This is a genomic window from Deinococcus taeanensis (genome assembly GCF_020229735.1).
In the GTDB taxonomy this organism is placed as follows: domain Bacteria; phylum Deinococcota; class Deinococci; order Deinococcales; family Deinococcaceae; genus Deinococcus; species Deinococcus taeanensis.
This window is the reverse complement of the sequence record NZ_CP083459.1, coordinates 335,401-358,715: the sequence shown is the minus strand read 5'-3', so window position 1 is coordinate 358,715 and position 23,315 is coordinate 335,401. Positions and strand designations below refer to the sequence as shown.

Here is a 23,315-nt window from a genome sequence, read left to right as displayed (position 1 = left end):
CAGGCCCACTGCCAGCCTCCACCCCTTAATTTGACCAAGACTCAGGCGCTGCGGACAGGCAGAGGGGTCTACCTCTGGTGCTTGGGCGTGATGGGTTTGTAAAGGCTCCGGAGGATCCGCCATGTCAGAGGGGAGTAAGCAGGTCTTCCTCATCATGGATGGACATGGGGAAGGATGCCGGGACCTGAGCAATTGTTCATCAATTTTTGCATCACGGTCACCTTTGCGTTTTTTCGCTCGTTGACCTTTGTCACTCTTAAACAAGCCGACACAGTGGTCCCGCCCGTGTGGCGGGGTGTGCTGACGGTGATCCACGCCCTTGCCCTCAGCTCATTTCCCCTTGCCGTTGGAGGAACTGATGTGGACCTAAGTGCGGCGCCGCTTGCTGCACTGACATTCAGCAATGGCCTGTCAGCGGCGCTGCTGAGCGCACTGCCGATCATCGGGTTTCACGTGCTGCGGGCTGATCCCGTGCTGCCTTACGAGGCGCTCATGCTGCTGTTGACGATCGTCATGGTGATGGTCATCCGGAAGTTCAGGCGGGAGCGAGGACCTCCAACGCTTCTCGAAGGACTCCGGAATTCTCTGGTGTTGTTCGCGGGAGCCTCAGTCCCTTTGTTTCTGCTGGCCCTCGCGGAAGGAGAGGGCTTGCAGAATGTGGCCCTGATCTACTTCACGCAGGTGATCGGGAATGCTGTGGTCCTTGTCGTCATCACCTGGGTGATGAGGTCACATTTTCAGGTGGTCGGGAAGTCGGAGCGGTATCAGGCTTTAGCGCAGCTCGATGCGCTGACGCAACTCTACAACCGCCGCAAATTCGACGAGGATCTGAGCCACTTTACTCAAGCCACGCACATTCTGCTGCTGGATCTGGATCACTTCAAATACGTGAACGACACCTACGGACACGAGATGGGTGACGAAGTGTTGAAAGTGACCGCTCAGGTGGTGCAGGAAACCATGCGAGAGTCAGACCGGGTCTACCGCCTGGGGGGCGAGGAATTTGCGGTGCTGCTGTCCTCCTGCCTGCCGGAGGCGGCGCAGGGGGTTGCCGAGCGTGTCCGGAGCAACATCGAGAGCCGTGTGGGCGCCCGGACGGGCCTGAACACGCCGGTTACTGTTTCAGGCGGACTGGTCGAGGTGAATGGAGATCCGCGCACCATCATGCGCGCCGCGGATGCATTGCTGTATACCGCGAAAAACAGCGGACGGAACAGAATTGTCCTGCAGCCGGCGGTCGACCTCACATCTGCTGGCCCTGGCAACCTGACGGGAGGAGGGCCGCCGTAATGCAGCAGGCGGAGGACGCGCGGTCCACCTGCCGCTACCCCACCGCCTGCAGAAGAGAGGTGACCCGGTGTTGTGTGCTTGAGCCCACGCTCCAGCAGGGAAAGCATTTTCGTGCCTGCTCTTCAAACCCGCCGGTCAACTGCAGAAAGTCGGTCCAGCGAGAACGACCGGGGGAGGCGGCAGATGTAGGCGCACAAGGGAGCAACCGGGGGGGTACGCATGGGCTCGCCTGTCGACAGCCTGGAGAAGGAGTTCCAGCGCCAGTCTGCATCATGGCCATAAGAAACTGAAGGGCAACGTATCAGTCCGCCCGGCTGAAGGGTTGTCCCTACGCACCCTGCCCGCAGACAGGGTGGCCCGACTTAGGGAATGAAGGTTCATGTCCAGGCCCGTCATACAAATGGGAGAGAGAACCTTTAGCCTCAGGTCATTCCAAGGCAGCTGATGTACGACGCTGCGGAGTTCACTGTATGACCCACCTCATCCCAGCGGTACTCCCCTCTGAATTCCCCGCCGGATTTGAATTCGTGCGCACCCTTGTCGCGTCTTCACCTGAACTTTGCTTCCTGCTGGACCACCAGTGGCATGTCCGCTCGATCAACGAGGCCGCCGCCCGGTGGCTCGGCGGTCACGGCAGGGCACTCGAGCCGGGCGTCCTGGACTGGATTCATCCGGAGGACCGTTCGGTGGTCGTCACTGTCCTCGCCGGTCTGCGCTCTCAGGCCACATCGGAAATTCCCCCTGTCCGGGCCCGTGATGCGGAGGGAGCCTGGAGGCTTCTGAGCGGCCGGGCCACGAACTTCCTGCAGGACCCCAACGTCGGCGCGGCGCTTCTCCACCTCTCGCCCGTGACCACCGACCAGGACGCCCACCGGGACGCTCTTCGTCACCTGGGCCGCGCTCTGCCCGCCCTCCTCACCCCCCACGAAATTGCTCAGGCTGTTCTCAACGCCGCCGTCGGGACCACACGCGCCTCGGCCGGAAGTCTCCACCAGCTTGATGCAGACGCCAAGCGCCTGCACCTGATCGGTCACATCGGTTGCACGCAGGAAGCGGCCCCACCCGCGACGTCGCTCTCACTCAGTCTCGAAACGCCCATCACCGACGCTGTCTGTGACAACCGTGCTCTCTTTCTTGAGAAGAATACCCTTCACCCCCTCCTTCCCCAGCTGCAGGAGGCGCCCGCCCGCAGGAACCAGAATGCGGCGGTCCTGCCTCTCGTGATCGGGGAACGCGTGACCGGCGCGCTGACAGTCTCCTGCGACCGGACGTTCACGCCAGAGGACTGCACTTTCCTGCAGATGGTGGCCGACCAGGGCGCCGCAGCGCTTGAACGCGTTCACCTGCAACAGGAGCTCCTTCATCAGCAGCGCTGGCACGCGGCCGTCACCCGTCACAGCTCTGACATCATCACGCTGCTCGACGAGCACGCCGTCATCCAGTACGAAAGTGGGTCCATTACTGGCATCCTGGGGTACGCTCCCAATGAACTGGTCGGACAGCAGGCACTTGGGCTGATTCACCCGGACGATCACCCCGCGGTCTGGCACAGCCTGACCCAGCTGTCCACCCAGCAGGAGTCAGTGACGGTGACCTTCCGTTTCCGGCACCGTGAGGGCCACTGGGTGTGGCTGGAAGCCATTGCCGTGAATTTCAGGCACGGGGACGCCGTTCAGCGGGTGTTCGTCAATTCCCGCGACGTTACTGCCCGGATCCAGGCGGACGAAGCCCACCGTGAAGCCCTGCGTGCCCTGGAGGAGAGTGAACGGAACTTCCGTCTGCTGGCCCAGAACGCCACTGATCTGGTGTGCCAATACGACCTCGACGGTACGGTGACGTACGCGTCTCCCTCGTCCCGGGACCTGCTGGGCTACGAGCCAGCCGAACTGCTGCACCCTGACCCTCTGCGCTTCGTTCATGAACTTGATCTGCCGCGCCTCCAGCACGCCTTCTCGCGCCGCTTCACCCACGAATTCGAGCAGGAACGCCAGGAGTACCGGGTACAACGCAAAGACGGCGAGTACGTCTGGGTGGAGTCCTCGTTCAAAGCCGTGCGGGATGAAGCCGGGCGGATCACGTCCTTTCAGGGCACCATGCGGAACATTGAGCAGCGCAAGGCGGCCGAACTTGAACTTCAGGCGCAGGTGCACCGCTACCGGAACCTGCTGGACTTCTCCACGTCCCTGGAAACCCTGGACTCGCCAGACGCCCTGGTCCTTGAGGCGTTGGAGCAGAGCCTGCGGCTGACGGGTTTCGAGTACGCTCAGGCCTTCAATTTCACTGGAGAGACACCGTCGCTTGGCCCGCAGGTCGGCTCGCCCTGCATGTGGACCTCTCACGACGTCCAGGAACTGCGGGCCTTTCCTTTTGCGCCCGTCCTGCAGCGGGTGTTGGGCCGGCACCAGCCGTTCTTTGTGGAAGCAGACCAGAGCATTCTGGAACCTCCGGAAAGCCTGCCCCGGTCGTCATGGACAACCCTGGCACTGCTGCCGATCACCAGGCATGGGCAACTGGCCCACGTGCTGGCCTTTGGCACCGATCACGACACCGTCATCTCCGCCGAGTCGCGCCAGTTGCTTAATGGGGTCGCCGCACGGCTCAGCCACGCACTGGACCGGCTGTATCACCTGGCCCAGCTCAACACCTCTCGTGAAGAAACGCTGCGGGCGCTCGGCCTGGCCCTCGAGTACCGCGATTATGAAACGAAAGGACACACGGACCGGGTGGTCGACCTGACCCTGAAGCTCTCGGCAGCTCTGGACATCAAGGACATCGACCAGGACGCCCTGCGCTGGGGAGCGTACCTGCACGACACCGGCAAGGTCGCCATCCCCGACGCCATCCTCCTCAAGCCCGGGAAGCTCACCGACGAGGAATTTGACGTCATCAAACGTCATCCCATCATCGGGTACGAGATGCTCGCGTCCATTCCGACGCTCCCGCCGGTCACGCTGGAACTGGTGCTTCACCACCACGAGAAATGGAATGGCAGCGGGTACCCCGCAGGTCTGTCAGGCACCGACATTCCACTGTGTGCCCGGATCTTCGCCGTGGTGGATGTGTACGACGCACTGACGACCGAACGGCCCTACAAGCGGGCCTGGTCACCCCAGGAGGCACTGGCGGAGATTGAACGCACGGGCGGCACCCACTTCGACCCGCAGGTCGCTGAGGTCTTCGTGCGCCTGATGCGGGAGATGCTGTCCACCCGCTTCGCCTCCTGAGCGAAGGCGACGGTGAGATGGGCATGCCCTACCCGGCAGGGAAAGTCTTTGCGGACCATCAGGTCGCATGGCAGTGGCGGGAGAAGCCAGCTCCCATCCCCCACGCGAGGTTCAGGCACAGACACCGCAGATAGGTGTTTCTTGGTGAGGCACCCGGTTGCCCTGAGGTTCTGAAGGTCCGGGCTCAGCCGCCGCGAGATTTGCCTGTGACGCGCTCAAGCCACTGGCGACCCAGGGACTTCTCCCTGGGCGACTCCTGCGGCGGACGTCCTTTTTCCTGCACGGCCGGCGCAGCGGCTGGAAGCTCCACTTCGTCCCATTCCAGGATTCGCTGGTGACGCCCACTCTTCATGATGTAGTCGGCCATGACTTCAGCTTAGGCCCGTGCCCTTGATTTCATGTGGCAGAAAGGTGAGCAATCTTCAGATCGCTGTCGCTTGGCACAGTCACCAGAGGCTCTGTGCGGCTGTGCAAACCGTGAGCTCGATCTTCATACCGGTTTGGAGGCTGGACCGAGCGGGACTTTGAAGAGAGCAGCGGCAGACTGCTGAAAAGCGCTGTCCTGCCGAACTTCACGATGGGCACGTTTTTCGGATCATGTGCGCCGTTCCGGACCTGCTCGTGGGCCTCCGTCAAAGCGGAAGGTGGACCCCTGACTTGCCTGAGATGATACCCAGCCGGCGCCACCGATCCGCGCACACGGGGGCACAGGTGTGAGTTGCCCCTGGATCCCCGGACGCGCCTAACGGGTGAGTCCTTCTTTACGGCCGGTCAACCTGCCTTCCAGGCGCGTCTCCAGCTTCAGTTCCGGGGTGACCCCGCAGACGCCTGAAAGCAACCGGGCAGCGGCACAGGATGGTTAGTAGTTCCCTGTCGCCAGCTTCCGGAAGTGCGCGCACTGGTCTTCCGTCCGCGCGTCCTCCCCTGTCACCGTTACGCCCAGCCGCCGCCCCGGCAGGAGGACCGTCTCTGCCACGGTTTGAATCTTCGCGCTGGCCGCACACCCTCTACGACTGGTCCTCCTTCACCTCCGGAAAGGCCCGGTCCGGCGGTGGTCGGGGGCGTGTCAGCGGGCAGTGTTCAGGCCTTAGCGAATATTCTGGGCTTCTCTGACCTTGCGCCGCTTGGCCTCATACATGCGCCCGTCGGCCAGGGCCACCAGCGCCTGCCCCCGGGCTTCATGCGAGTGCGCGACCCCCGTACTCGCCCCCGTGTGCCTCAAGCTCACCCGACGCGCCGCCCCTATGGCCACGTGCACCCATCTGAGCAGTTCGTCCTCGCTCTGTTCAGGCAGCAGGAGCGCAAACTCATCCCCTCCCAAGCGATAGGCCGCGCAGTGCTCTGCGCCCTGAGTTCCCAGTGCCGTTCCGAATACCTGCAGGAGCCGGTCACCCTGGGCGTGGCCTTCGGAGTCATTCACACCTTTCAGGCCATCGAGGTCAATCAACGCAAGCGTAAACCCGGCGCCGGCGCCTTCGCGCTCAGTCAGGTCCTCTTCAAAGGCCCGGCGGTTGTACAGGCCGGTCAGCGCGTCGCGCCTCGCTTCCCTCCGGACCACTTGCAGCGCCGTGTGCCGTTCCACCGCGTAGCGAATGGTCCGGCCGACCGCCGCGAGCAGCGCCTGATCCCCTGGGCGCCACGCCGTCACAGGATTGTCCCGCAGCCTCAACGTCATGAGCAACAAGGGCCCCGACGACGTTTGACCAAGGGGCATCCAGGTGACCTGCGTGACCCCCAGGGTCACCAACTCCGGGATGGCCGCGGGATGACTGGCATACCGGTTGAGTGACAACGGCCCCTTCAGATCACGCAGGGTCGCTGAGACTCCGCCCAGGGCCGGGAGGCCCCCCTTCAAAGCCAGGAGTTCTGCTGGGGCGCCGGGCCGGTGGTGTGCCCCCTCTACCCGGTACGTGTCACCCGTCCAGTGCAACAGGGCGGTGTAGTCCGTCTCCAGCGCTTCACTCAACAGGCTCGCAGCGGCCAGGGGCGCCGCCACAGGATCAAAGTCGAGCTCCACGAGACGGTTGACCGCATCGAGAATGCGCGCCTGGTCCAGGGTGCGGCGCAGTTCCAGGGCTTCCTGCTGCTGCGCCACCATATTCTGCTGCGCCTCCAGGGTCTGCCGGCGCAGTTCCAGCGTCTGCATGGCAAGCGCCGCGAGATCAGAGAGCGCCTGCACATCCTCCGGTGCCAGAGGATGAGGTTCGGAGTCGGTAACGCACAGAGAGCCGATCCGGTGCCCGGCCGGGGTGATCAGGGGAACACCCGCGTACATGTGAATGTGTGGCGTCCCCGTGACCATGGGGTTGTTCTGGAAGCGGGGATCGTGCGGGGCGCTGTCAACGACGAATGGGTCATCCCCCAGGATCGTCCAGGCGCAGAAGGAGTCGGCCCGGGGCGCGGTCGAGTCGTCCAGGCCAAAGACCGCTTTGCCCCACTGCCGGTGCTGATCAATCAGGTTCAGGACGGCCACCGGGACGTTCAGGACCCTGGCGGCAAGGCGGGTTATCCGGTCAAAATCGACCTCCGGAGCACTGTCAAGAATCTGGTACCGCGCCAGGTCAAGGAGGCGGCGGGATTCTTCGTGAGGGAGGGGAGCACCGGACACGCCTCAGCCTAGCGGCCTGCCTCTGACAGGGCACTTACCCGGGGGCACAACCTGAAATGACCATGATCCTTCACTCAAGTGCATGTGTTCGCGCCTGAATACGGTTCTGGACGCACTTTTCATTCGCCTGTGAGGCGCGCCGGACACGGCCGACCGCTTGACGCTCCCTGAGCAGGGACGGCCTGGCACTCCCTGCCCATTGTTGCCTGATTGCGGGCAGACCAGGTGCAGGCGCATTCATTTCGCACGTGTGCCCGTGAACCTTACGCTGGATGGCTTGAGGACAGGCTGTGTGGCGATTGCTTCCCCTCCGTTTGCCCGCGCTGCATCACGGTCTATGCCTTGCATCACGACTGGGGATGCGCGACTCACAGGAGGCAGCGCGGCCAGTCAGACGGCGAAAAAGACGGAAGTCACTGAGGTCCGCTGATTTGATCGTCATGACGGACACCGATGGTAAGTGCCTCATCCTGGTCGACACGCCGAGATTGCTTCTCCAGGGCGTTGTGGATCCCGCCGACCGGTAAGACAACGGGCGAGCCTCCACGCTCAGGGCCACGTTCGCGCATGGCTTTCTGAATGTCACGTCCCAGCTGGTGCACGGCAGGTTGCGCGGGCGGGGTATCAGCCTCCGGATTCAGGAACGTCCGGTGCCACCCTCCGTCCAGGAAGGCGAGCGCCTCCTGAAGGCCGCCCAGAAGGCCCGTGGGGCGCACGACAGGGCGACGGCACGCGAGGCTGCCAGGAGTATGTCTGTCGAGTGTGGGCCTGATGACCGTGCCTCAAGAGCCCAGGGCCTTTTGCTGTGCGGGAGTTCGCCTGAAAGCCCAGGGTTCTGCGGCGCGCCATGGACACGGGGGGGGAACGGTCGCCCGCGCAGGAACGTTAGGTGGTCAATCTCCAGTTCTGCTGTCCTGCTTCGTTTGTTCAAAGCAGGTTCCTGAACAGACTGAGGCGGCTCAGGCCTTCGTGCCTGCGGCAGCCCAGGTCCTCACTGACCTTCCCTTGCCTGGTCTGTGCCCTTCGAGGGACCTGCATTCTGTGGCCTCCGCCGATGGCCCCGGGCATGTCCCCCCTCTCAGCGCCTGGCATGAAACCTCACGGTCTGAGCGGGCGCCCGCCCTGAAGGGAGTTGCCGGTAGTTCCCAGCTGGTCCGCGGCGCAGGCCCTGGGCAGTTCGCTGGCCCTGCAGGCCGACTCTGGCTTCACCTGCCTGTGGGAAAGTCACCTCCACCCCGTGCCTGCAACCCTAAGTCCCGTTCTGGTCAGCCGGGTGGGGCTGAAGGTTGTTCACGGCCAGAGGCCGGCCTCCCGCGTCGGGACCAGCCACGGCGGGGTCCGGCAGGTTGAGCAACGTGAGGTCTGCCAGCCGGGCGGCGAGAACCTCCGGCAGGAGGAGCGCCGGACACCTGCCCCTTTCCGCCGGTCGCTCTGACAGGAGTGTTGACGAACTGAACACCCGATGTGCTCCACTCTCCACCTCACCGGGTGGGTGGAAGGTCACCCTCACACCTGCACGGAGTCCCGCCTTATCCTTCTGGCGATTCAGAGCCTTGTCAGACGCGGCGCCCTACGGTGTTCAGCAGGATGCGAACAGGTGAGGTCATGGAGGAACGCATTGGAGTCACGCCACGGTTGTGCGCTCTGCGTCCTGTCGTTCACGGGGCGCCGGGCACGGACGGCCGGCCGGAAGTGTCTCTTGACCTCTGATCCCTCCTCTCTCCTGCAGGGAGCTCTGCAGGATGTTCTGGCGAGGATTGCCAGTACAGACGCCAGCCCGGCAGATCTGGCTCTGCTGCACCGCGAAGCGGTGTACGCGGCGCTGGACCTGGGCGACACGGCTGTGGCCATGACGCACGCCCTGTCCTGCCTGAACCTGGCGCGTGCGGTGGGAGACGCACCGCTGAGGGTCAAGGCGCACGTGGCACTCGCGCTGGTGCAGGCCGAGGCTTTCGATGACCTGGGCGCTGAGACCCAGTTCGCGCAGGCGGATGGCCTCGCGCGTACTGCCGGCGATCACCGCGGCGTGGTGCTTGTCGCTGTGAACGCCTCTCACTATGAGATGGAACGCGGGCAGTACCTGGCGGCCGTGACCCGCCTGCAGACCCTGTTCGGCGGATCCCACCTGGACGGCCTTGACACCGCACTCATGGAAGCGCTCCACATCAATTATGTCGTCAGTGCGACCAGAGTCTGCCGTCAGGGCCTGGCGCTTCCGCCCCAGATGGAGGCACAACTGAGCGTGTCGCTGGCGCTGCTGGAGGCCTGGAACGCCGACCGGCCTCAACTCACCCAGCCGCTGCGCACCCTGGAACTTCTGGAAGGACTGACGACAGCGGCGTTGATGCACGGACAGGTTGACCGCGCCGCCCAGCTGGCGGACGAACGGGTGCTGCTGGCGCGGCAGATGGGCGGCGCGCTGCTGCACGGCCGGGCCCTGCTGGACCGCGCGCGCGTCTATGAGGCGTGGGGGGCGTGGACGACCGTGGAAGCTGATGCCCGCCAGGCCATCGCGCTGTTCGAAGAGGCGCGGCACGACCTGTTCGCGACCAGCACGCGGGAACTGTTGGCCGAGGCGTACGCTCACCTGGACCAGCACGAGCAGGCGTACAAGGTGCAGAAGGAAGCCACCCGCCGCGTGCAGAGCCTGTACCGTGAGTTCTACCAGCAGCGAGCTCTGCTGGGGCAGATCGAGCAGCAGGCCCGTGACGCGGAGGTGCGCGCCTCGGCCTTCGCGGAAGCGGCGCTGCGTGACCATCTCACGGGCGCTCCCAACCGCGCCCACGCCATGCAGGTGCTGGCCGCGCTGCATGCCCAGGCGCAGCAGGGCCGCACCAGTACCGTGGCCCTGCTGGACCTCGATCACTTCAAGCGGATCAACGACAGTTACGGTCACGCGGCCGGTGACGCGGTGCTCACCCGGGTCGCGCAGACCCTGAGCGCCGGAATCCGTGACGTGGACTGCGTGGCGCGCTTTGGCGGGGAAGAGTTCGTGGTGATCCTGACCGGCGTTCCCCTGGACGCGGGGCGGCGGGCCTGCGAGCGGCTCGGTCAGACGCTGGCTGAGCTGGAGTGGCCGGGAATCTCGCCGGAACTGCGGGTCACGGCGAGTTTCGGGGTGGCCGCGCTGGGCGTCCAGGAGGACCTGAAAGCGACGCTGCACTCGGCCGACCAGGCGCTGTACGCGGCGAAAGCCGCGGGACGAAACACCGTCCGGGTGGCCACGCCGCAAGCCTGCCATGCCGGGTAAGTGATGATGGAACACGGCCACCCCTGCATGCCTCCCCGCCCCAACCTGCTGAGCAACACATCACCGGGCGCCTCGACCTGCCAATCAGCAGGTGATGTGACAGCGTGGAAAGACCCCACGCCGTACTCTGCCCCTGCTCCCACCCTGCGGACTGACTCATGACCTTACCTGCGAACGAAACTGAACGTCTGGCTCTGCTTCACCGCCTCCAGCTGCTGGACACACTGCCCGAACAGGAATTCGACGATCTGGCTGCACTGGCCGCCGTGGCGTTGCAGGCGCCCATGGCGCTGGTCAGCCTGGTGGACGAAGACCGGCAGTGGTTCAAAGCGAACATCGGCCTGAACATGGCGCAGTCAGACCGCAGTGCGTCGCTCTGTGCGCACGCCCTGCACAGCGAGACGCTGCTCGTCGTGCCGGATGCCACGCTGGACCCCCGCTTCCGGGAGACCCCGCTGGTCACCGGCGCCCCACACCTCCGGTTCTACGCCGGTGCTCCCCTGACCATCGAGGATGGCTTGACGATCGGCACCCTCTGCGTGCTTGACACGCAGCCCCGGGCGGGCCTGACGAAGGCCGAAGCGGAGATCCTCCGGCGTCTCGCGGACCTGGTGGTCAGGCAGATTCGGTTGCGCAGTGACATGGTGCGTCAACTGGACACCGAGCGGGCGCACCGCGAAGCTCTGGAACGCCGGATCCGCGAACGGACCCAGGAGCTGGCGCAGATCAGTCTGCAGGCGCGGCGGGACGCACTGTGTGACCCGCTGACCGGGCTGGGCAACCGCGCCCTGTTCCAGCAGCGACTCCAGCTTCTGCTGGAGCCCCAGCGGCGCCGCGCGGCGGTGGTGCTGCTCGACTGCGACCGCTTCAAGCAGCTCAACGACACCTTCGGACACGGCGCCGGCGACGACCTCCTCCGGCAGCTGGCGGCCCGCCTGGCCAGTGAACTGCGTGCGCCGGACGTCATCAGCCGCCTCGGCGGGGACGAGTTTGGTCTGCTGATCGAGGGAATCGACACGCAGGACGCGGCCCTGGCGGTGACCCAGCGTGTCCGCCAGGCGGTCGAGCGGCCGGTGGTCGTGCAGGGCCGTGAATGGCCCGTGCAGGTCAGTGTCGGCGTGGTCCTGCTGCACGGACAGTATGACGCTGTCGACGCTGTGCTGCGCGACGCGGACATCGCCATGAACCGCGCAAAACAGCGCACGCAGGACAAGGTGGAAGTGTTCGAAACCGGCATGCACACGGCCCTGCTCGCCCGCACCACCATGGAGGAGGAGCTGTGGCAGGCCCTGCGGGACGGCTGTATTCATCCGCACTTCCAGCCGCTCGTGCGCGTCCACGACGGTCGCCTGTACGGCTTCGAGGCCCTGGCGCGCTGGACCCACCCCGAGCGCGGGCCCATCAGCCCGGCAGTGTTTATTCCCGCGGCCGAGGACAGCGGCCTGATCATCGACCTGGACCGTCACGTGTTCAGGCAGGCGTGCGAACAGTTCCGTGCGTGGCACGAACGTGGCGTCCTGCTCACCCCGCTGACCCTGAGCGTGAACGCCAGCGCCCGCCAGTTCCTGCGTCCTGACTTCGCGCCGTTCATCCAGGAGGTCCTGGAGGACACGGGCGTCACCCCTGAACTCGTACACGTGGAGATCACCGAAAGCCTGATGCTGGAGCACACCCCCACCGTCAGCGCCAACCTGACGGCCCTGCGCTCGCTGGGCGTGCACCTGCACATTGATGACTTCGGCACCGGCTACTCAAGTCTGGCGTACGTGCAGCGCCTCTCGGCATCTGCCCTGAAAATCGACCGGTCCTTCACGACGCGCATCGGGCATGCGGACGCCGGTGAGGAACTGGTGCGCGCCATTCTGGGCATGGCCCGTGCGCTGGGCATGCATGTCGTTGCTGAAGGGGTAGAGACCGCTGAGCAGTGGGCGTGGCTGCGCGAGGCGGGCTGTGACCTCGCGCAGGGATTTCATTTCTCCAGGCCGCTGGATGCGCAGGCCGCCGAAGCCTGGATGCAGCGGGACGCCCGCCTGGAGCTGGAACAACGCCGCGCAGCGGCCTCAGACTGACCCGGGCGGCCGAAGAAGCTGGGCCCAGGACTGAAGGACCAATGACACGAAGGGAAAGGCCGCCACCCACCTTTACACAAGCTGAACATGCCCCCGGTAGCGTGACGACATGAAGACGAACTTCCTGCTGCTGGCGGGCCTGACGGCCCTGACCAGCCTGACGGCGCCCGCCCTGGCCCAGATGAACCACGGCGCGCACAGCAGTGCGGCCACCACCCAGAACCAGGGCCTCCCTGAGCTGAGTGGGCCAGCATTCGACCGCGCCTACCTGTCCATGATGGTCGCCCACCACCAGGGGGCCATCACCATGAGTAAAGCTGTGCAGGGCCGCCTGCAGGACGCGCAGGTCAAAGCCTGGGCGGCCGGCGTGATCCGTGACCAGACCCGGGAACTGAATGTCATGAGCGCCTGGCTGAAGGGTATGGGCGGCCTCAACACCGCGGTGCACGCCCGGATGACCAGCGACATGAACGGCATGGTGGCCCCCCTGAAGACCGCCAGGAATCCCGATCAGGCCTTCGTGCAGGGCATGCTGCCGCACCACGCCTCCGCACTGGACATGGCCACTCTCGCCCTGCAGAAGAGCCGTGACGCCCGGGTGCTGAAACTCTCGCGTGACGTCATCAAAGCCCAGGCTGACGAAATGTACGCCTTCAAGCAGTGGCTGGCAGGACGCAGTTGATCCCAACAGCCACCGCGGCCCCTCCAGAGCAGCCCGCCCGCGGCTGACCTTTACCCTGGAGGCATGCCCATGGCGCGCATCCTGATTGTGGACGACGACCCGGCCATCCTGGAGATTCTGGGCGTCTACCTGCGTGCAGAGGGCTACACCGTCCTGGAGGCGCAGGACGGTGTGAGTGGTCAGTCCCGCCTTGCCGAGGCGGACCTAGCCATCCTGGACTGGATGCTGCCCGGCGTCAGTGGGCTCGACCTGGCCCGAAGGCAGCGGCATGATCACCCTGACTTCCCTCTGCTGCTGCTGACCGCGCGCGGTGAGGAGGAGGACCGCCTGCATGGCCTGGACGTCGGCGCTGACGATTACGTCACCAAGCCCTTTTCACCCCGGGAAGTGGTCGCGCGGGTGCGGGCGCTGCTGCGCCGGGCCCGCATTCACGACAGCGTGTCTCTCGGCGGGCTGCACCTGGACGAACGGACACGGTCGGCGCGTCTCAACAGTCAGGAACTCCGCCTGTCGAAACTGGAGTTCGACCTGCTGCTGACTCTGGCGCGGCATCCGGGGTTCGTCTGGTCACGGGAGCGTCTGCTCGAACGGGTGTGGGGCGCCGATTTTCCGGGCGTGGAGCGGGTGGTGGACGTCCACATGGCAGGCCTGCGAAGAAAACTCGGGGACCAGCCTGAGCAGCCGCGCTTCATCGAAACTGTGCGGGGCGTGGGCTACCGCTTCCGGGAAGAAACGTGAAGCTGTTTCCTCGGCTTTTCCTGGGACACCTGCTCGTGATCCTCGTTGCCCTGGCCGCCCTGTTCCTGATGGCCGAGCTTACGGCGCCCAGCTTCTACCGCCATCACGTCGAGCAGATGGTGACACTCCTGGGTCCTGAGGGGCGTGCCCTCCGGCTGGACCTGGAAAATGGAATGCGCCGGACGCTGAACGCGGCCCTGATTGCCGCCGTGCCGTTCGCGGTGCTGGTGGCCGCCGTGACCGCTTCCCTCACCTCGCAGCGCATCGTGCGGTCTGTGCAGCTGCTGTCCGCCGGGAGTCAGGCCCTGGCGACAGGACACTACGGGCGGCGGCTGCCCGAGACGGGCCGTGATGAACTGGCCGCCCTGGCCCACAACTTCAACGTGCTGGCGAGTTCACTGCAACGGGTCGAGCAGGACCGGGTGACGCTGATCGGCAATGTGGGCCATGAGCTCAGAACGCCGCTCGCGGCCCTCCGGGGGTACACGGAGGCCCTGACAGACGGGCTCATGACACCCGAGCGGGTGGCGCCGGCCATCGCGCGTGAGGTCCGCGCCATGGAACGGCTGGCCAGTGATCTGAGTCTGGTGTCCAGAGTGGAGGCCGGTCAGGTGGCGCTGCGTCCCAGTACCTTCGAGGTCGGTGACCTCCTCATCGCTGCCGTGGACCGCTTCGAAGAGGCCTTCCAGGAGCGGGGCGTGAAGCTCAGGTGGCAAGCCGTGGCCAGTCCGCTTGCCGTTCAGGCGGATTTCGAGCGGGCGCTTCAGGTACTGTCCAACATCCTGACAAACGCACTGAAGCACACGCCCCCCGGAAAGCAGGTCATCCTGACGGCGCAGCGCGTGAACGGAGAAGTTGCCTTTGCCGTGCAGGACACTGGCAACGGGATTCCTCCCGAGCATCTGGGCCGCATCTTTGAGCGCTTCTACCGTGTGGATTCCGCCCGGACCCGGAGTGAGGGCAGCGGGGTCGGTCTGACCATCGCGCGCGGCCTGGTGGAGCAGATGGGGGGAACCATCGGGGTGACGTCAGGACCAGAGGGAAGCACCTTCACGTTCACCCTCCCGCCTGCCTGACGCCCGCCAGCCGACATCCGTGGCAGCAACGGAAGGGGCACAGAGGCAGCGGAGTGATGCCGGGACGGCGGGTACGGAAGTGGCAGGTGCAGCCGGCGGGGATGCAAGCGGGCACCCCTGCTGCACCTGCCGGCTGCGCGCTGAAAACGTGCAACGCCCCGCTCCCCGGCGGACGGAACGGCCCGGACCTCACCCGGCCGGCGGTGGGGTAGCCAAAGTCTGCCCCAACGGGGGGCGAAGCCAGATCACTGCGCCGGTTCGTTGCCCCACCCCCCTGCAGTCATCCTGCTGAGGTCCGACCAGCGTTCTGCACGCCCTTCCGTTGACGCGTACTGTGGGGCATGCCCGCCGACCGCCACACCTACCGCGAGCGTCACCGCCCACAGGTGCATTACTCCCCGCGTCAGCACTGGGTGAATGACCCGAACGGCCTTGTCTTCGTGGCCGGAACGTTCCATCTGTTCTACCAGCACAACCCGTTGGGGCCCACCCCGGGCAACCTCAGCTGGGGCCACGCCACAAGCACCGACCTCCTGCACTGGACGGAACACCCCGTGGCGCTGCCCGCGCGTGAAACGCACGTCATCTACTCCGGCAGCGCCGTCGTGGACACGCACAACACCTCCGGGCTCGGGACTGCGGACCAGCCACCGCTCGTGGCGCTGTACACCGGGCACACCGACGTTCACCCTCAACGCACGCACCTGGACAAGCGGCATCACGAAGCGCAGTACCTCGCGTTCAGTCCCGACCAGGGCCGCACCTGGACGTACGGGGGGGAGACGGCCGTGCTCGATCTGAACAAGCCGGACTTCCGCGACCCGAAGGTCTTCCGGGACGAGGCGCGCGGCCGGTGGGTGATGGCTGTCGTGCACCCTGACGAGCGGCAGGTGGAGTTCTACGCCTCCGCCGACCTGCAGGTCTGGCAGACCCTGAGTACATTCGGACCGGCCGGAGAAGTGACCGGCATCTGGGAGGTGCCGGAGTTCTTTCCGCTGATGGACGAGGCGGGTGTGGAACGCTGGGTGCTGAAGGTGGATTTCAACCCGGGTGGCCTGCACGGGGGCAGCGGCGCGCAGTACTGGGTGGGGGACTTCGACGGCACGACGTTCACGCCACTCACGCCGTCACGGACCCTGGATTACGGCAAGGATTTCTACGCGGGCCTGTCCTGGAGCGACCTGCCGGCGCGGCGCGTGTGGCTGGCGTGGATGAACAACTGGGAGTACGCCACGGTCCTGCCCACCTCACCCTGGCGGGGGGCCTTCACGGTGCCGCGTGAACTCTCGCTGGGCGCCGCGTGGCACCTGGTGCAGCGGCCCGTGCCGGAAGTGCAGGCCCTGCGCCGGGACGTCACCCGGTTCGAGTGTGAGCCTCTCCTGGCCGCCAGAACGTTCCCGCTGCGTGCTGGCGAAGCGCATGAATTCACCCTGGCTGCACACCTCCCGGATGAGGCGGCGCTGCGGGTGGAGTTCGTCTCCGCCGAGGGCGTCGAGGTGAGCGTGCAGGTCTCGCGGGCGGCCCTCCAGGTCACACGGCCAGCGCACCCGGAGGTGCCCGGTTTTGGTGGGACGCACAGCGCCCCGCTGCCAGACGGTCCAGCAATGACCGAATTCACGCTGCTGCTCGATACCAGCTCCCTGGAGGTGTTCGCGGCGGGTGGTCAGGTCGTTCTAACGGAGCTGCTGCTGCCTGCTGCGCCGGTTCAAGCGGTACGTTTTCAGCCGGTGACAGGTCGGCCTGGGGTGACCGGATCGTTCTGCGAGTGGCGCTCCATCTGGGAGAGGGCAGACGCAACCAGACGGTAGGACGAAGTTACAGGGAGGGTAATGCTCCAGGTTTGACTTCAAGCGGCGTTGCGAGCATTCGCCGATAAGGTGAGTGTAGACCAAGGCGTGGCGTAGCCGAGCGCCGAATGACGGCGCTCGTGGTTGTACCAGCGGTGAAAGTCCGGCATGGCGGCCCGGACATCGGCCATGGACTGCCAGTCCTGGCGGAAGGCGAACTGGTATTTGTAGGTCCGGTTGAGGCGTTCGAGGATACCGGTTCCTCCCGGCTGAGACACTTTGCAGCGCACCCAGTTGCCGTACATCAAACAGCCCTGTTGAAAGAGGTCACTGGTGAAATCACTGCCTCCATCACTCTGGACCAGGATGCGCTTGTGGTGGCCCTGAGCACGCAGCACGGCGACCGCCTCGTCGAGCGTCAGTTTGGCGAGGTGCATCGACAGGCTCCGTACCACCCGGCTGGCCAGCACCACCCGCGAGGTAACGTCCAGCACGAAGTAAATCCAACAGACCCCGTCGGGCAGCGACAGCCGTGTCGCGTCAATCTGCACCCGTCGACCTTCCGGCCAGTCTTGTGGTGCGGAAACCTTCGGGGAAGGTTTCCGGGTCTTTCGAGGCAGCGGTGGGTGAAGGTGCAATTCGCCGAGTGCGACACGGATCTTGTGCAGGCCAATCTCTTCGCCCTGAGCTTTGAGTTCCTGATACAGCAGCCGGTATCCAGACGTTGGATGCTGCAACGCCGCCTGGCGTACCTTCTCGTACAGTGCGTCACGGTGCTGCTGCTTGGCACAGCGCGCGGGCGCGCTGTGCTGATGGTCCCGCATCCGCCAGTACGGCACGCTGGCGTACTGGGCAAAACGCCGCAGGCTGAGGTGCGGCCGGCTCTGCCAGAGAACGATCAGCTCGTCCAGCGTCAGAGCCGTCGCACTTTTCGCGCAATATCGAGCTCCAGTTCCTTTTCGGCCACGATGCGTTTGAGACGGTCATTCTCCCGTTCCAGGATGGTCACGCCCTGGTCTGGTCGGTCACCAGAGAGGCGGGCACGGCCCGCCTCCAGAAACTGTGTTTTCCAGGTGTGGATCAGGCTCTCGTTGGCTCCATGCTGACGGGCTGCCTCCGCGACTCCGAGTTCGCCCCGCAGCACGCTGAGGACGATGGCTTCTTTGACGTCGGTGCTCCAGGTTTTTCGCTGTTTCCCCATGATGATCTCCAGTGTGCTCGTCCCTCGCATCGAGAGGGTCAGGTGCTGAAAGTCATCCTTGGAGCACTACCGAGGGAACAGAAGCGTCCGCGAACCTGTACTGGTCTTCCGCCTGGGGTTGCTCATGTCGTTTCTTGCGGTGTGAACGTCTGACCTGGGTGGTGTGAGGGCGCTGCGGCGGCTGATTCCGGTGATTCTGAAGAAACGGGCGAACCCAGAGAGTAGTCTCGACGGCTGAGAGGGTGCCTGGGTTGCGCTGAACGTCACCGCGGATGGCGCGCCAGTGATCTTTCGGCAAGCGGTGTGGCACCTGACCTGTGCAGTGTTCAGGCCTCCCGTGCTGCAGGGTCCAGTCTTCCGGGCAGCCGCCTGGTGAGCGCAGCACGTCTCCCGGCCGGTTGCTCCTGCCAAGTGAGCAGCGGGCGGAACCGGAAACGTTCACTCCACCGTGACAACGGGCGAACCCTGAGCCGCTGCCGTGCTGGAAGGCACCCCTGGGAGAGCCCGCCTGCGGGTGCCGGTGCTGAACCAGACAAAACCAGTGTCTGCGCGCACCTGCACGGGCTAGCATCAGGCATGTGGCGACCGAAGCACCTGCCTGAACACGGCCATGGATAAAGCCCTTTCACTTCAGGCTCGCACGTTCAGGATCGGCCTTGACTCGGAGGAGGCCGCCGCGCACGCCGGTCTCCTCTCCCGTCAGGTGTATCTCGTTCTGGGCCGACTCATCGCCGAGCTGCGCGCGCAGCAGTGCACGTTGCGGGACGTTCACCGCCTGACCTTCCTGGTGACGGACATCGGCAGTATGGGCGAGGCATACGAGTGTCTGGAACAACTGAACGACCTGAATGACCCACCTGCGGGCAGTGCGGTCGTGGTTCCGGCCCTGACGCACTCAGGGGCGCTGGTGGAGGTCGAATGTGTGTGCTCTCCGGAAGGGACCAGGACCCCCGCGAAGGCCCCTCAGGGTTGACCGGACGCCCGGCATCACCCTGGACCCGCGCAGGCAGCGCCCGGGTTCACGGTATGGTCACCGTGCGCCGCGGGGCGCTGATGACTGATGCCGGTGGCAGGGAAACGCTGTGCCCTCAACCTCAGGACGGGTCGGGGCATCCACTCCCTTTCTACCGAACGGGCAGGTCGGTCTCTCTCTCCCTGGACCGCCATTCGTGGCACTGTGACTTACCCAGCAGACCGGGGTGTCTTCAGTTCCCTGATCCGTCACGCAGCTGAGAATCTCAGAGATCAAAACCCGGTGGTGAACAGCAGCAGTGGACAGGCGGCGGCACCTTCACCCTACTGACAGGGGAGCCGACCTGACGGGAGGAGCCCTGTTCAGGCTGGCACTGACTTTGGCGTCAGATACCCCTTCCCGCTCTCCAGCGCCGTGTGCCCAGATGCGGGGTGGGGCTCAGTGGCCTTGCGCGCCACGGGGGAGCAGGTGCTCTTCGGCCCACTGTTCAATGACTTTCCCCAGCGCGGCCTTGTCACCGATGTTGAACTCCAGCCGGGTGCCCTGCGTAAAGTCAGGCTGCGCCGTCACCACCAGGGTCTGCGTTCGTACCCCCAGGTCACAGGTCACCTCTCCGACGCCGTCGACGGTCATCGTGCAGCTCAACCCTGTTTCTGAGTCCTGGGAGGTGACGCTGGTCCGTGATGAAAAGCCGGCTTCGTTCAGTTCCCCGGCAATGCGTTTCATCTCGAGGAGCCCAGTGCGGTCCAGCGCATCCTGCGTCGCTTCGTGATCATCGTCATCCTGACGGGTACTTCCGGTCCGCTGCGTTTTCGCAGCCTGTTCGGTGAAGTCGTGCGTTCGTTTCAGTTGGTCCAGCCGCTCGGTGAAGTCGCTCATGGGGCAGCGTAGGTCAGGCACATGAGGGGCGTCCTTGACCTGAGCGGCCAGACGACCACCTGAACGCCCGGGCCGTCACGTCCTTGCTCTCCCCAACAGCTCAGGGCCGCGTGGGGGGCGCGCCGCGCCGGGACATGATGAAGCACCCAAGGTTCAGGGCCACGTGGTGGGCGCCCAGTCAGGTGAGGGGGACTACGCTTCACGAATGACCTTTCAGAGCATTGAGCACTTCGAACGGAGCCGGTTCTATCAGAGCTATGCGCTGCTCCGCAACGACGAACGGACCGACGTCACCGGTGGGCAGACGTTCTCGTATGGGTTCGCGCCGTCCATGCTCGCCGTTGAGGACCTCAGCCTGGATCTGGGACCGGACCGGAGCCACATCACGCGCGTGAGCCTGGTGGTGGCGGAGGAACACCCTGCCGCCGGCCTGAATGAACATCAGGTTCAGGCGGTCCGGATGCTCGTCCGCTTTATGGCGCCCTCAGCCGATGTGGAGGGCGTGGTGCGCGCCGTGGCTTCACTGCTGGCTGCCCCTGAGGCCGGCAGGTCCGCTTCAGTTGGAGCGGTTCAGGTGACGGCGGACCGGACAGGGCCGCTGGTGATTACCCTCGAATGCTGCTGACCTGGACCCAGGCCACAGGTCAGGACCAACGGTGGCTCCGGGACCGGCGTGGATCCTGACGGCGGCGCATCCTATCGGGGGATCTCCCGGAGGCCGGGGTTGGAAGCAGCGGCAATCCGGCGAACCCGCGCAGCAGCACATCGAAGCGGCGGTTACGGGCAGCGGGGCTCTGATCCGGTGATCGGCCAGGTGGACAGGTCGCGGCAACCGGCCGGTCAGAGTGCAGAGCCGTCTGCTCAGTCCTGAGGGGTCCCCAACGGCTGGGTCTGGGTCAGCTCCATCTGCGCTTCGAGGTCCTTCTGGCGCTGTGTTGTCGCCTGCGCCTCCCGCTCCAGGCTGGCCAGCTGGTCCCGGTGTTCTTCCTCACCGTGCTCCAGGGCCGCGATTCGCAGGCGCGCCCGGTCCGCCTGGTCCTCCAGCGCCGCGCGCTGTGCGGCGTGCGTCAGGCCACCCTCCTCCAGGTCCCGCACCCGCGCCAGCGCCTCGGCGCCCAGGGTCTCCAGCTGGACCAGTTCCCGTTCGCTCTGCTCATGTTCCAGCTGGACCTGTCGGGCCTGCGCGTCGCTCCTGACCTGCTGAAGTTCCGCGACCTGCTCGACGCTGTCCGCTTCTCCCAGGGCGGTCGTGATCAGGTCCTGAAGCTGCGCGAGTTGCCGCTGCACCACGGCCCCCAGGGTGTTGAGCAGATTGGCACTGATCTCTTCGAGGGGAGTGCCCTGGACGTCGGTGAGGGTGCGCTGAATGGCGTCACGCAGCGCGGTGGCCGTCCGGATCTGGGCCTGGCTGGACGTCACGATACCCCGGAGCGTTTCAACATGCGCCTGCTCGTCCAGGGCGCCCATGCCGGACAGGGCCTGCAGTTGCGCCTGGGTGGAGGCGACAATCTGACGCAGGGAACGGGTCACGCTGATCTGCTCCCGGCCCGCGCTGATGATCTGTTCCAGCACGTCCCGCTGCAGAAAACCGGCCGCACCGACATGACGCCGGGCCGAGTTGAACGCGGTGTGCTCGGCGGCGTCCCGGAGCAGCTCAGCTCTGGGGTCATCGGTTGGACCGGTCATACGCCAGTGTAGCCCCCCAGGGCACCACTGCGCGGTCTCCGGACGCGCGGCTTGAACTCTCCGGGGCTTTCTGAATCTCTGGCGCTTCAAGCGCCGGGACCTGCCGTGGTTGACGATCTGCTTCCCTCACAGGGGGGCGTCACTTCCAGGCGTCCTCACGGTGGCGGGGTGAGGTCCATGCGCCGCGGAAGCGGACCCCGGACCGCCAGGCCCCAGCTCAGCCTGGCCGGTGCGCCCTCAGGGGAGACAGCCGGACGGGAGCGCTGGAGGGTGCAGGCCGACGCTCTCATGCCGGAAAGCCGAAGGGGCATCCTGCTGCGGCGCGTCTGGTCCATAGACGGGAGCCCCAGACGCGGACTCCCGCCGCCTCACAGCTCGAGCGCTTCTCTGAGGCTCCGGTCACAGTCAGCCTCCAGCAGAGTAACGCGCCGTTCCAGAAGGGCGAACTGGTTTTCCAGCGCAGCCACGCGCATGGACAGGGCAGCCTCCAGCGGTGCGGCGCGCAACACGGTCAGGAATTCACGGTTCTGCCCGATCAGCTTCTGGGAGATCTCAATGGAGCGCAGGAAGCGAATATTCAGATCACGGTCGTTTTCAATGGGCAATGAACGGGTCATGGTTCCTTTCAGCCCGGGTGCCGGGCGGGGGAGGAGCACCTCAGAATCTCCGGTCTGAGGAAGCGCAGCGCTGAACGGCTGCGCTGAACTCTGGAGCCCAGTTCGTTCCAGGCGATATGACTTCAATCGAGGTGAACCTGCCGCGCATGACTCCCAGACCAGTCTTAAGGGTGGACCTGCTCGGTCCAGCTAAGGGTCCGCACGTGATGCCGGCAACCCGCGGTGTGGGCCGGAGCCCAGGCATGATCATGCCCACGCGCAGCGGTTCAGGGTGCCCACGTGGTCCCGCCCAGTCTGGGGCGGCTGCCCGGCGGGGAACTCCAGCGGCGTCCATCCGGACCACTCAGGCCGCTGTAGGGCTGACAGCCGCTTGACCGGATGCCTGCTCAGGCTGGCGTGACGTCGACTGAGAACAGCAGGGCCCAGGTAAATTCCGTTCAGGGAACTTTGTGGGCTTCATCAACTGCCGCGTCACTGACGCGCGACGTTGGAGGGACCCGGTGGATATGCAGGATCTGGGACAGGCCGAACACCCACGCGAGCGAGAAGAGCGCCCCACCGGTGACGTCCGTCGGGTAGTGCACGCCGATGTACACCCTGGAGAGCATCATGCCGAGGACGTACAGCGTGCCGATCACCAGGGCGGGAATCCGCCAGCGCGTCGCCCACAGCAGCGCAATCACCGAGGTGGCCAGGGCGCTGGCGAACATGGCGTGACCACTGGGGAAGGAAAAGTCCGGCTCGGGAAGGAACGGCGTCCAGAACGTTGGGCGCGGACGGTCGAACAGGTTCTTGAGCAGCAGGTTGATCAGGGCCACGCCGCCGAGGCTGACCGCCATGAAGTACGCGCGGGACCGTTTGACGCGGTACAGCGCTGCTACCAGGATCAGCGCGATGGGCGCCATGCCTCGGGCGCTGCCCAGCAGGGAGAAGGCGGCGGTGACGTGGTTCAGCGCAGGGGAGCTGTAGGCGTGAATGGCCAGCATCAGCGGCTCTTCGAACGCGAAGGGCTCTTTCTCGAACACCTCCTGGGCGATCTTGACGAAACCAAGGAAGGGAAGCAGGAGGCCGAAGAACAGGATGAGCAGGGGACGCCAGCGTCGCCTCACATAGTCGGTGAGGTGGCGGACGGAGACGTGGAAGAGAGGCATTTGACGTTTCACCGTACAGCGCTCCGCCCTCTGGTGGAGGAGTGCGCGCTCATCTCCTCTTACATGTCCGGGGAACCGCTGTCT

General features: G+C 65.4%; 18 protein-coding genes. 10 read left to right on the top strand and 8 right to left on the bottom strand.

Going from position 1 to position 23,315, the window contains the following annotated elements; genetic code table 11:
• Positions 1-174: 174 nt before the first annotated feature.
• Together LAJ19_RS21225 and LAJ19_RS21220 are read left to right on the top strand one after the other, a co-directional pair.
• The gene (locus LAJ19_RS21225) at positions 175-1,290 is read left to right on the top strand and encodes a GGDEF domain-containing protein (RefSeq protein ID WP_225524648.1); all 1,116 of its coding nucleotides are present in this window, start codon (positions 175-177) and stop codon (positions 1,288-1,290) included.
• A gap of 470 nt (positions 1,291-1,760) precedes the next feature.
• The gene (locus tag LAJ19_RS21220; RefSeq protein WP_225524646.1) at positions 1,761-4,514 is read left to right on the top strand and encodes a PAS domain S-box protein; all 2,754 of its coding nucleotides are present in this window, start codon (positions 1,761-1,763) and stop codon (positions 4,512-4,514) included.
• 184 nt (positions 4,515-4,698) lie between these two features.
• On the opposite strand, the gene LAJ19_RS21215 is transcribed toward LAJ19_RS21220, so the two are convergent.
• Positions 4,699-4,881 (bottom strand): hypothetical protein, encoded by a 183-nt coding sequence (locus LAJ19_RS21215; RefSeq protein ID WP_225524638.1) that lies wholly within the window; start codon positions 4,879-4,881, stop codon positions 4,699-4,701.
• A 720-nt stretch (positions 4,882-5,601) separates the two neighbouring features.
• Positions 5,602-7,122, bottom strand: a complete 1,521-nt coding sequence (locus tag LAJ19_RS21875; protein WP_285892315.1) for a sensor domain-containing diguanylate cyclase — start codon at positions 7,120-7,122, stop codon at positions 5,602-5,604.
• A 1,699-nt stretch (positions 7,123-8,821) separates the two neighbouring features.
• Between LAJ19_RS21875 and LAJ19_RS21200 the strand changes: the two genes are divergently transcribed.
• The 6 genes from LAJ19_RS21200 to LAJ19_RS21175 all read left to right on the top strand — a co-directional run bounded on the left by LAJ19_RS21200 (position 8,822) and on the right by LAJ19_RS21175 (position 16,745).
• Positions 8,822-10,372, top strand: coding sequence for a GGDEF domain-containing protein (locus LAJ19_RS21200; RefSeq protein WP_225524636.1), 1,551 nt, complete (start codon positions 8,822-8,824; stop codon positions 10,370-10,372).
• 158 nt (positions 10,373-10,530) lie between these two features.
• A complete protein-coding gene (locus LAJ19_RS21195) occupies positions 10,531-12,441 on the top strand; it encodes a putative bifunctional diguanylate cyclase/phosphodiesterase (RefSeq protein WP_225524634.1) in 1,911 nt (636 codons plus the stop codon).
• A 109-nt stretch (positions 12,442-12,550) separates the two neighbouring features.
• Complete coding sequence (locus LAJ19_RS21190) at positions 12,551-13,123, top strand: DUF305 domain-containing protein (RefSeq protein ID WP_225524632.1); 573 nt, start codon at positions 12,551-12,553, stop codon at positions 13,121-13,123.
• Positions 13,124-13,192: 69 nt separating this feature from the next.
• Positions 13,193-13,861 carry a winged helix-turn-helix domain-containing protein gene (locus tag LAJ19_RS21185; protein ID WP_225524839.1) on the top strand — a complete coding sequence of 223 codons (669 nt, stop codon included), beginning with the start codon at positions 13,193-13,195 and terminating at the stop codon, positions 13,859-13,861.
• Positions 13,858-14,937, top strand: coding sequence for a sensor histidine kinase (locus tag LAJ19_RS21180; protein WP_225524630.1), 1,080 nt, complete (start codon positions 13,858-13,860; stop codon positions 14,935-14,937). The genes LAJ19_RS21185 and LAJ19_RS21180 overlap by 4 nt, the downstream gene beginning before the upstream one ends.
• Before the next feature lie 341 nt (positions 14,938-15,278).
• Positions 15,279-16,745, top strand: a complete 1,467-nt coding sequence (locus LAJ19_RS21175) for a glycoside hydrolase family 32 protein (protein ID WP_225524628.1) — start codon at positions 15,279-15,281, stop codon at positions 16,743-16,745.
• 38 nt (positions 16,746-16,783) lie between these two features.
• On the opposite strand, the gene LAJ19_RS21170 is transcribed toward LAJ19_RS21175, so the two are convergent.
• The gene (locus LAJ19_RS21170; protein ID WP_225475746.1) at positions 16,784-17,548 is read right to left on the bottom strand and encodes an integrase core domain-containing protein; all 765 of its coding nucleotides are present in this window, start codon (positions 17,546-17,548) and stop codon (positions 16,784-16,786) included.
• An 89-nt stretch (positions 17,549-17,637) separates the two neighbouring features.
• Positions 17,638-17,925, bottom strand: a complete 288-nt coding sequence (locus LAJ19_RS21165; RefSeq protein WP_225475745.1) for a transposase — start codon at positions 17,923-17,925, stop codon at positions 17,638-17,640.
• Positions 17,926-18,535: 610 nt separating this feature from the next.
• On the opposite strand from LAJ19_RS21165, the gene LAJ19_RS21160 reads away from it, so the two are divergent.
• The gene (locus tag LAJ19_RS21160) at positions 18,536-18,898 is read left to right on the top strand and encodes a RidA family protein (protein WP_225524626.1); all 363 of its coding nucleotides are present in this window, start codon (positions 18,536-18,538) and stop codon (positions 18,896-18,898) included.
• Positions 18,899-19,336: 438 nt separating this feature from the next.
• On the opposite strand, the gene LAJ19_RS21155 is transcribed toward LAJ19_RS21160, so the two are convergent.
• Positions 19,337-19,777 (bottom strand): hypothetical protein, encoded by a 441-nt coding sequence (locus LAJ19_RS21155; RefSeq protein WP_225524624.1) that lies wholly within the window; start codon positions 19,775-19,777, stop codon positions 19,337-19,339.
• A 205-nt stretch (positions 19,778-19,982) separates the two neighbouring features.
• Here LAJ19_RS21155 and LAJ19_RS21150 point away from each other — a divergent pair, with 205 nt between their 5' ends.
• Positions 19,983-20,402 (top strand): hypothetical protein, encoded by a 420-nt coding sequence (locus LAJ19_RS21150; RefSeq protein ID WP_225524622.1) that lies wholly within the window; start codon positions 19,983-19,985, stop codon positions 20,400-20,402.
• Between the two features lie 236 nt (positions 20,403-20,638).
• On the opposite strand, the gene LAJ19_RS21145 is transcribed toward LAJ19_RS21150, so the two are convergent.
• From LAJ19_RS21145 to LAJ19_RS21135, 3 genes are all read right to left on the bottom strand, one after another.
• Entirely contained in the window at positions 20,639-21,463 is an 825-nt protein-coding gene (locus LAJ19_RS21145) for a hypothetical protein (protein WP_225524620.1), read from the bottom strand.
• Positions 21,464-21,831: 368 nt separating this feature from the next.
• Positions 21,832-22,080, bottom strand: a complete 249-nt coding sequence (locus LAJ19_RS21140; RefSeq protein WP_225524618.1) for a hypothetical protein — start codon at positions 22,078-22,080, stop codon at positions 21,832-21,834.
• A 437-nt stretch (positions 22,081-22,517) separates the two neighbouring features.
• Complete coding sequence (locus LAJ19_RS21135; protein WP_225524616.1) at positions 22,518-23,231, bottom strand: phosphatase PAP2 family protein; 714 nt, start codon at positions 23,229-23,231, stop codon at positions 22,518-22,520.
• Between the last annotated feature and the right edge of the window lie 84 nt (positions 23,232-23,315).

Excerpts from the sequence above, each read along its gene's own strand:
- LAJ19_RS21190 (WP_225524632.1), top strand. The coding sequence starts at position 12,551 with ATGAAGACGAACTTCCTGCTGCTGGCGGGCCTGACGGCCCTGACCAGC.
- LAJ19_RS21165 (WP_225475745.1), bottom strand. The coding sequence starts at position 17,925 with ATGGGGAAACAGCGAAAAACCTGGAGCACCGACGTCAAAGAAGCCATC.
- LAJ19_RS21195 (WP_225524634.1), top strand. The coding sequence starts at position 10,531 with ATGACCTTACCTGCGAACGAAACTGAACGTCTGGCTCTGCTTCACCGC.
- LAJ19_RS21175 (WP_225524628.1), top strand. The coding sequence starts at position 15,279 with ATGCCCGCCGACCGCCACACCTACCGCGAGCGTCACCGCCCACAGGTG.
- LAJ19_RS21215 (WP_225524638.1), bottom strand. The coding sequence starts at position 4,881 with ATGGCCGACTACATCATGAAGAGTGGGCGTCACCAGCGAATCCTGGAA.
- LAJ19_RS21160 (WP_225524626.1), top strand. The coding sequence starts at position 18,536 with ATGGATAAAGCCCTTTCACTTCAGGCTCGCACGTTCAGGATCGGCCTT.
- LAJ19_RS21145 (WP_225524620.1), bottom strand. The coding sequence starts at position 21,463 with ATGACCGGTCCAACCGATGACCCCAGAGCTGAGCTGCTCCGGGACGCC.
- LAJ19_RS21170 (WP_225475746.1), bottom strand. The coding sequence starts at position 17,548 with ATGCGGGACCATCAGCACAGCGCGCCCGCGCGCTGTGCCAAGCAGCAG.
- LAJ19_RS21155 (WP_225524624.1), bottom strand. The coding sequence starts at position 19,777 with ATGAGCGACTTCACCGAGCGGCTGGACCAACTGAAACGAACGCACGAC.
- LAJ19_RS21185 (WP_225524839.1), top strand. The coding sequence starts at position 13,193 with ATGGCGCGCATCCTGATTGTGGACGACGACCCGGCCATCCTGGAGATT.
- LAJ19_RS21225 (WP_225524648.1), top strand. The coding sequence starts at position 175 with ATGCCGGGACCTGAGCAATTGTTCATCAATTTTTGCATCACGGTCACC.
- LAJ19_RS21150 (WP_225524622.1), top strand. The coding sequence starts at position 19,983 with ATGACCTTTCAGAGCATTGAGCACTTCGAACGGAGCCGGTTCTATCAG.
- LAJ19_RS21140 (WP_225524618.1), bottom strand. The coding sequence starts at position 22,080 with ATGACCCGTTCATTGCCCATTGAAAACGACCGTGATCTGAATATTCGC.
- LAJ19_RS21220 (WP_225524646.1), top strand. The coding sequence starts at position 1,761 with ATGACCCACCTCATCCCAGCGGTACTCCCCTCTGAATTCCCCGCCGGA.
- LAJ19_RS21135 (WP_225524616.1), bottom strand. The coding sequence starts at position 23,231 with ATGCCTCTCTTCCACGTCTCCGTCCGCCACCTCACCGACTATGTGAGG.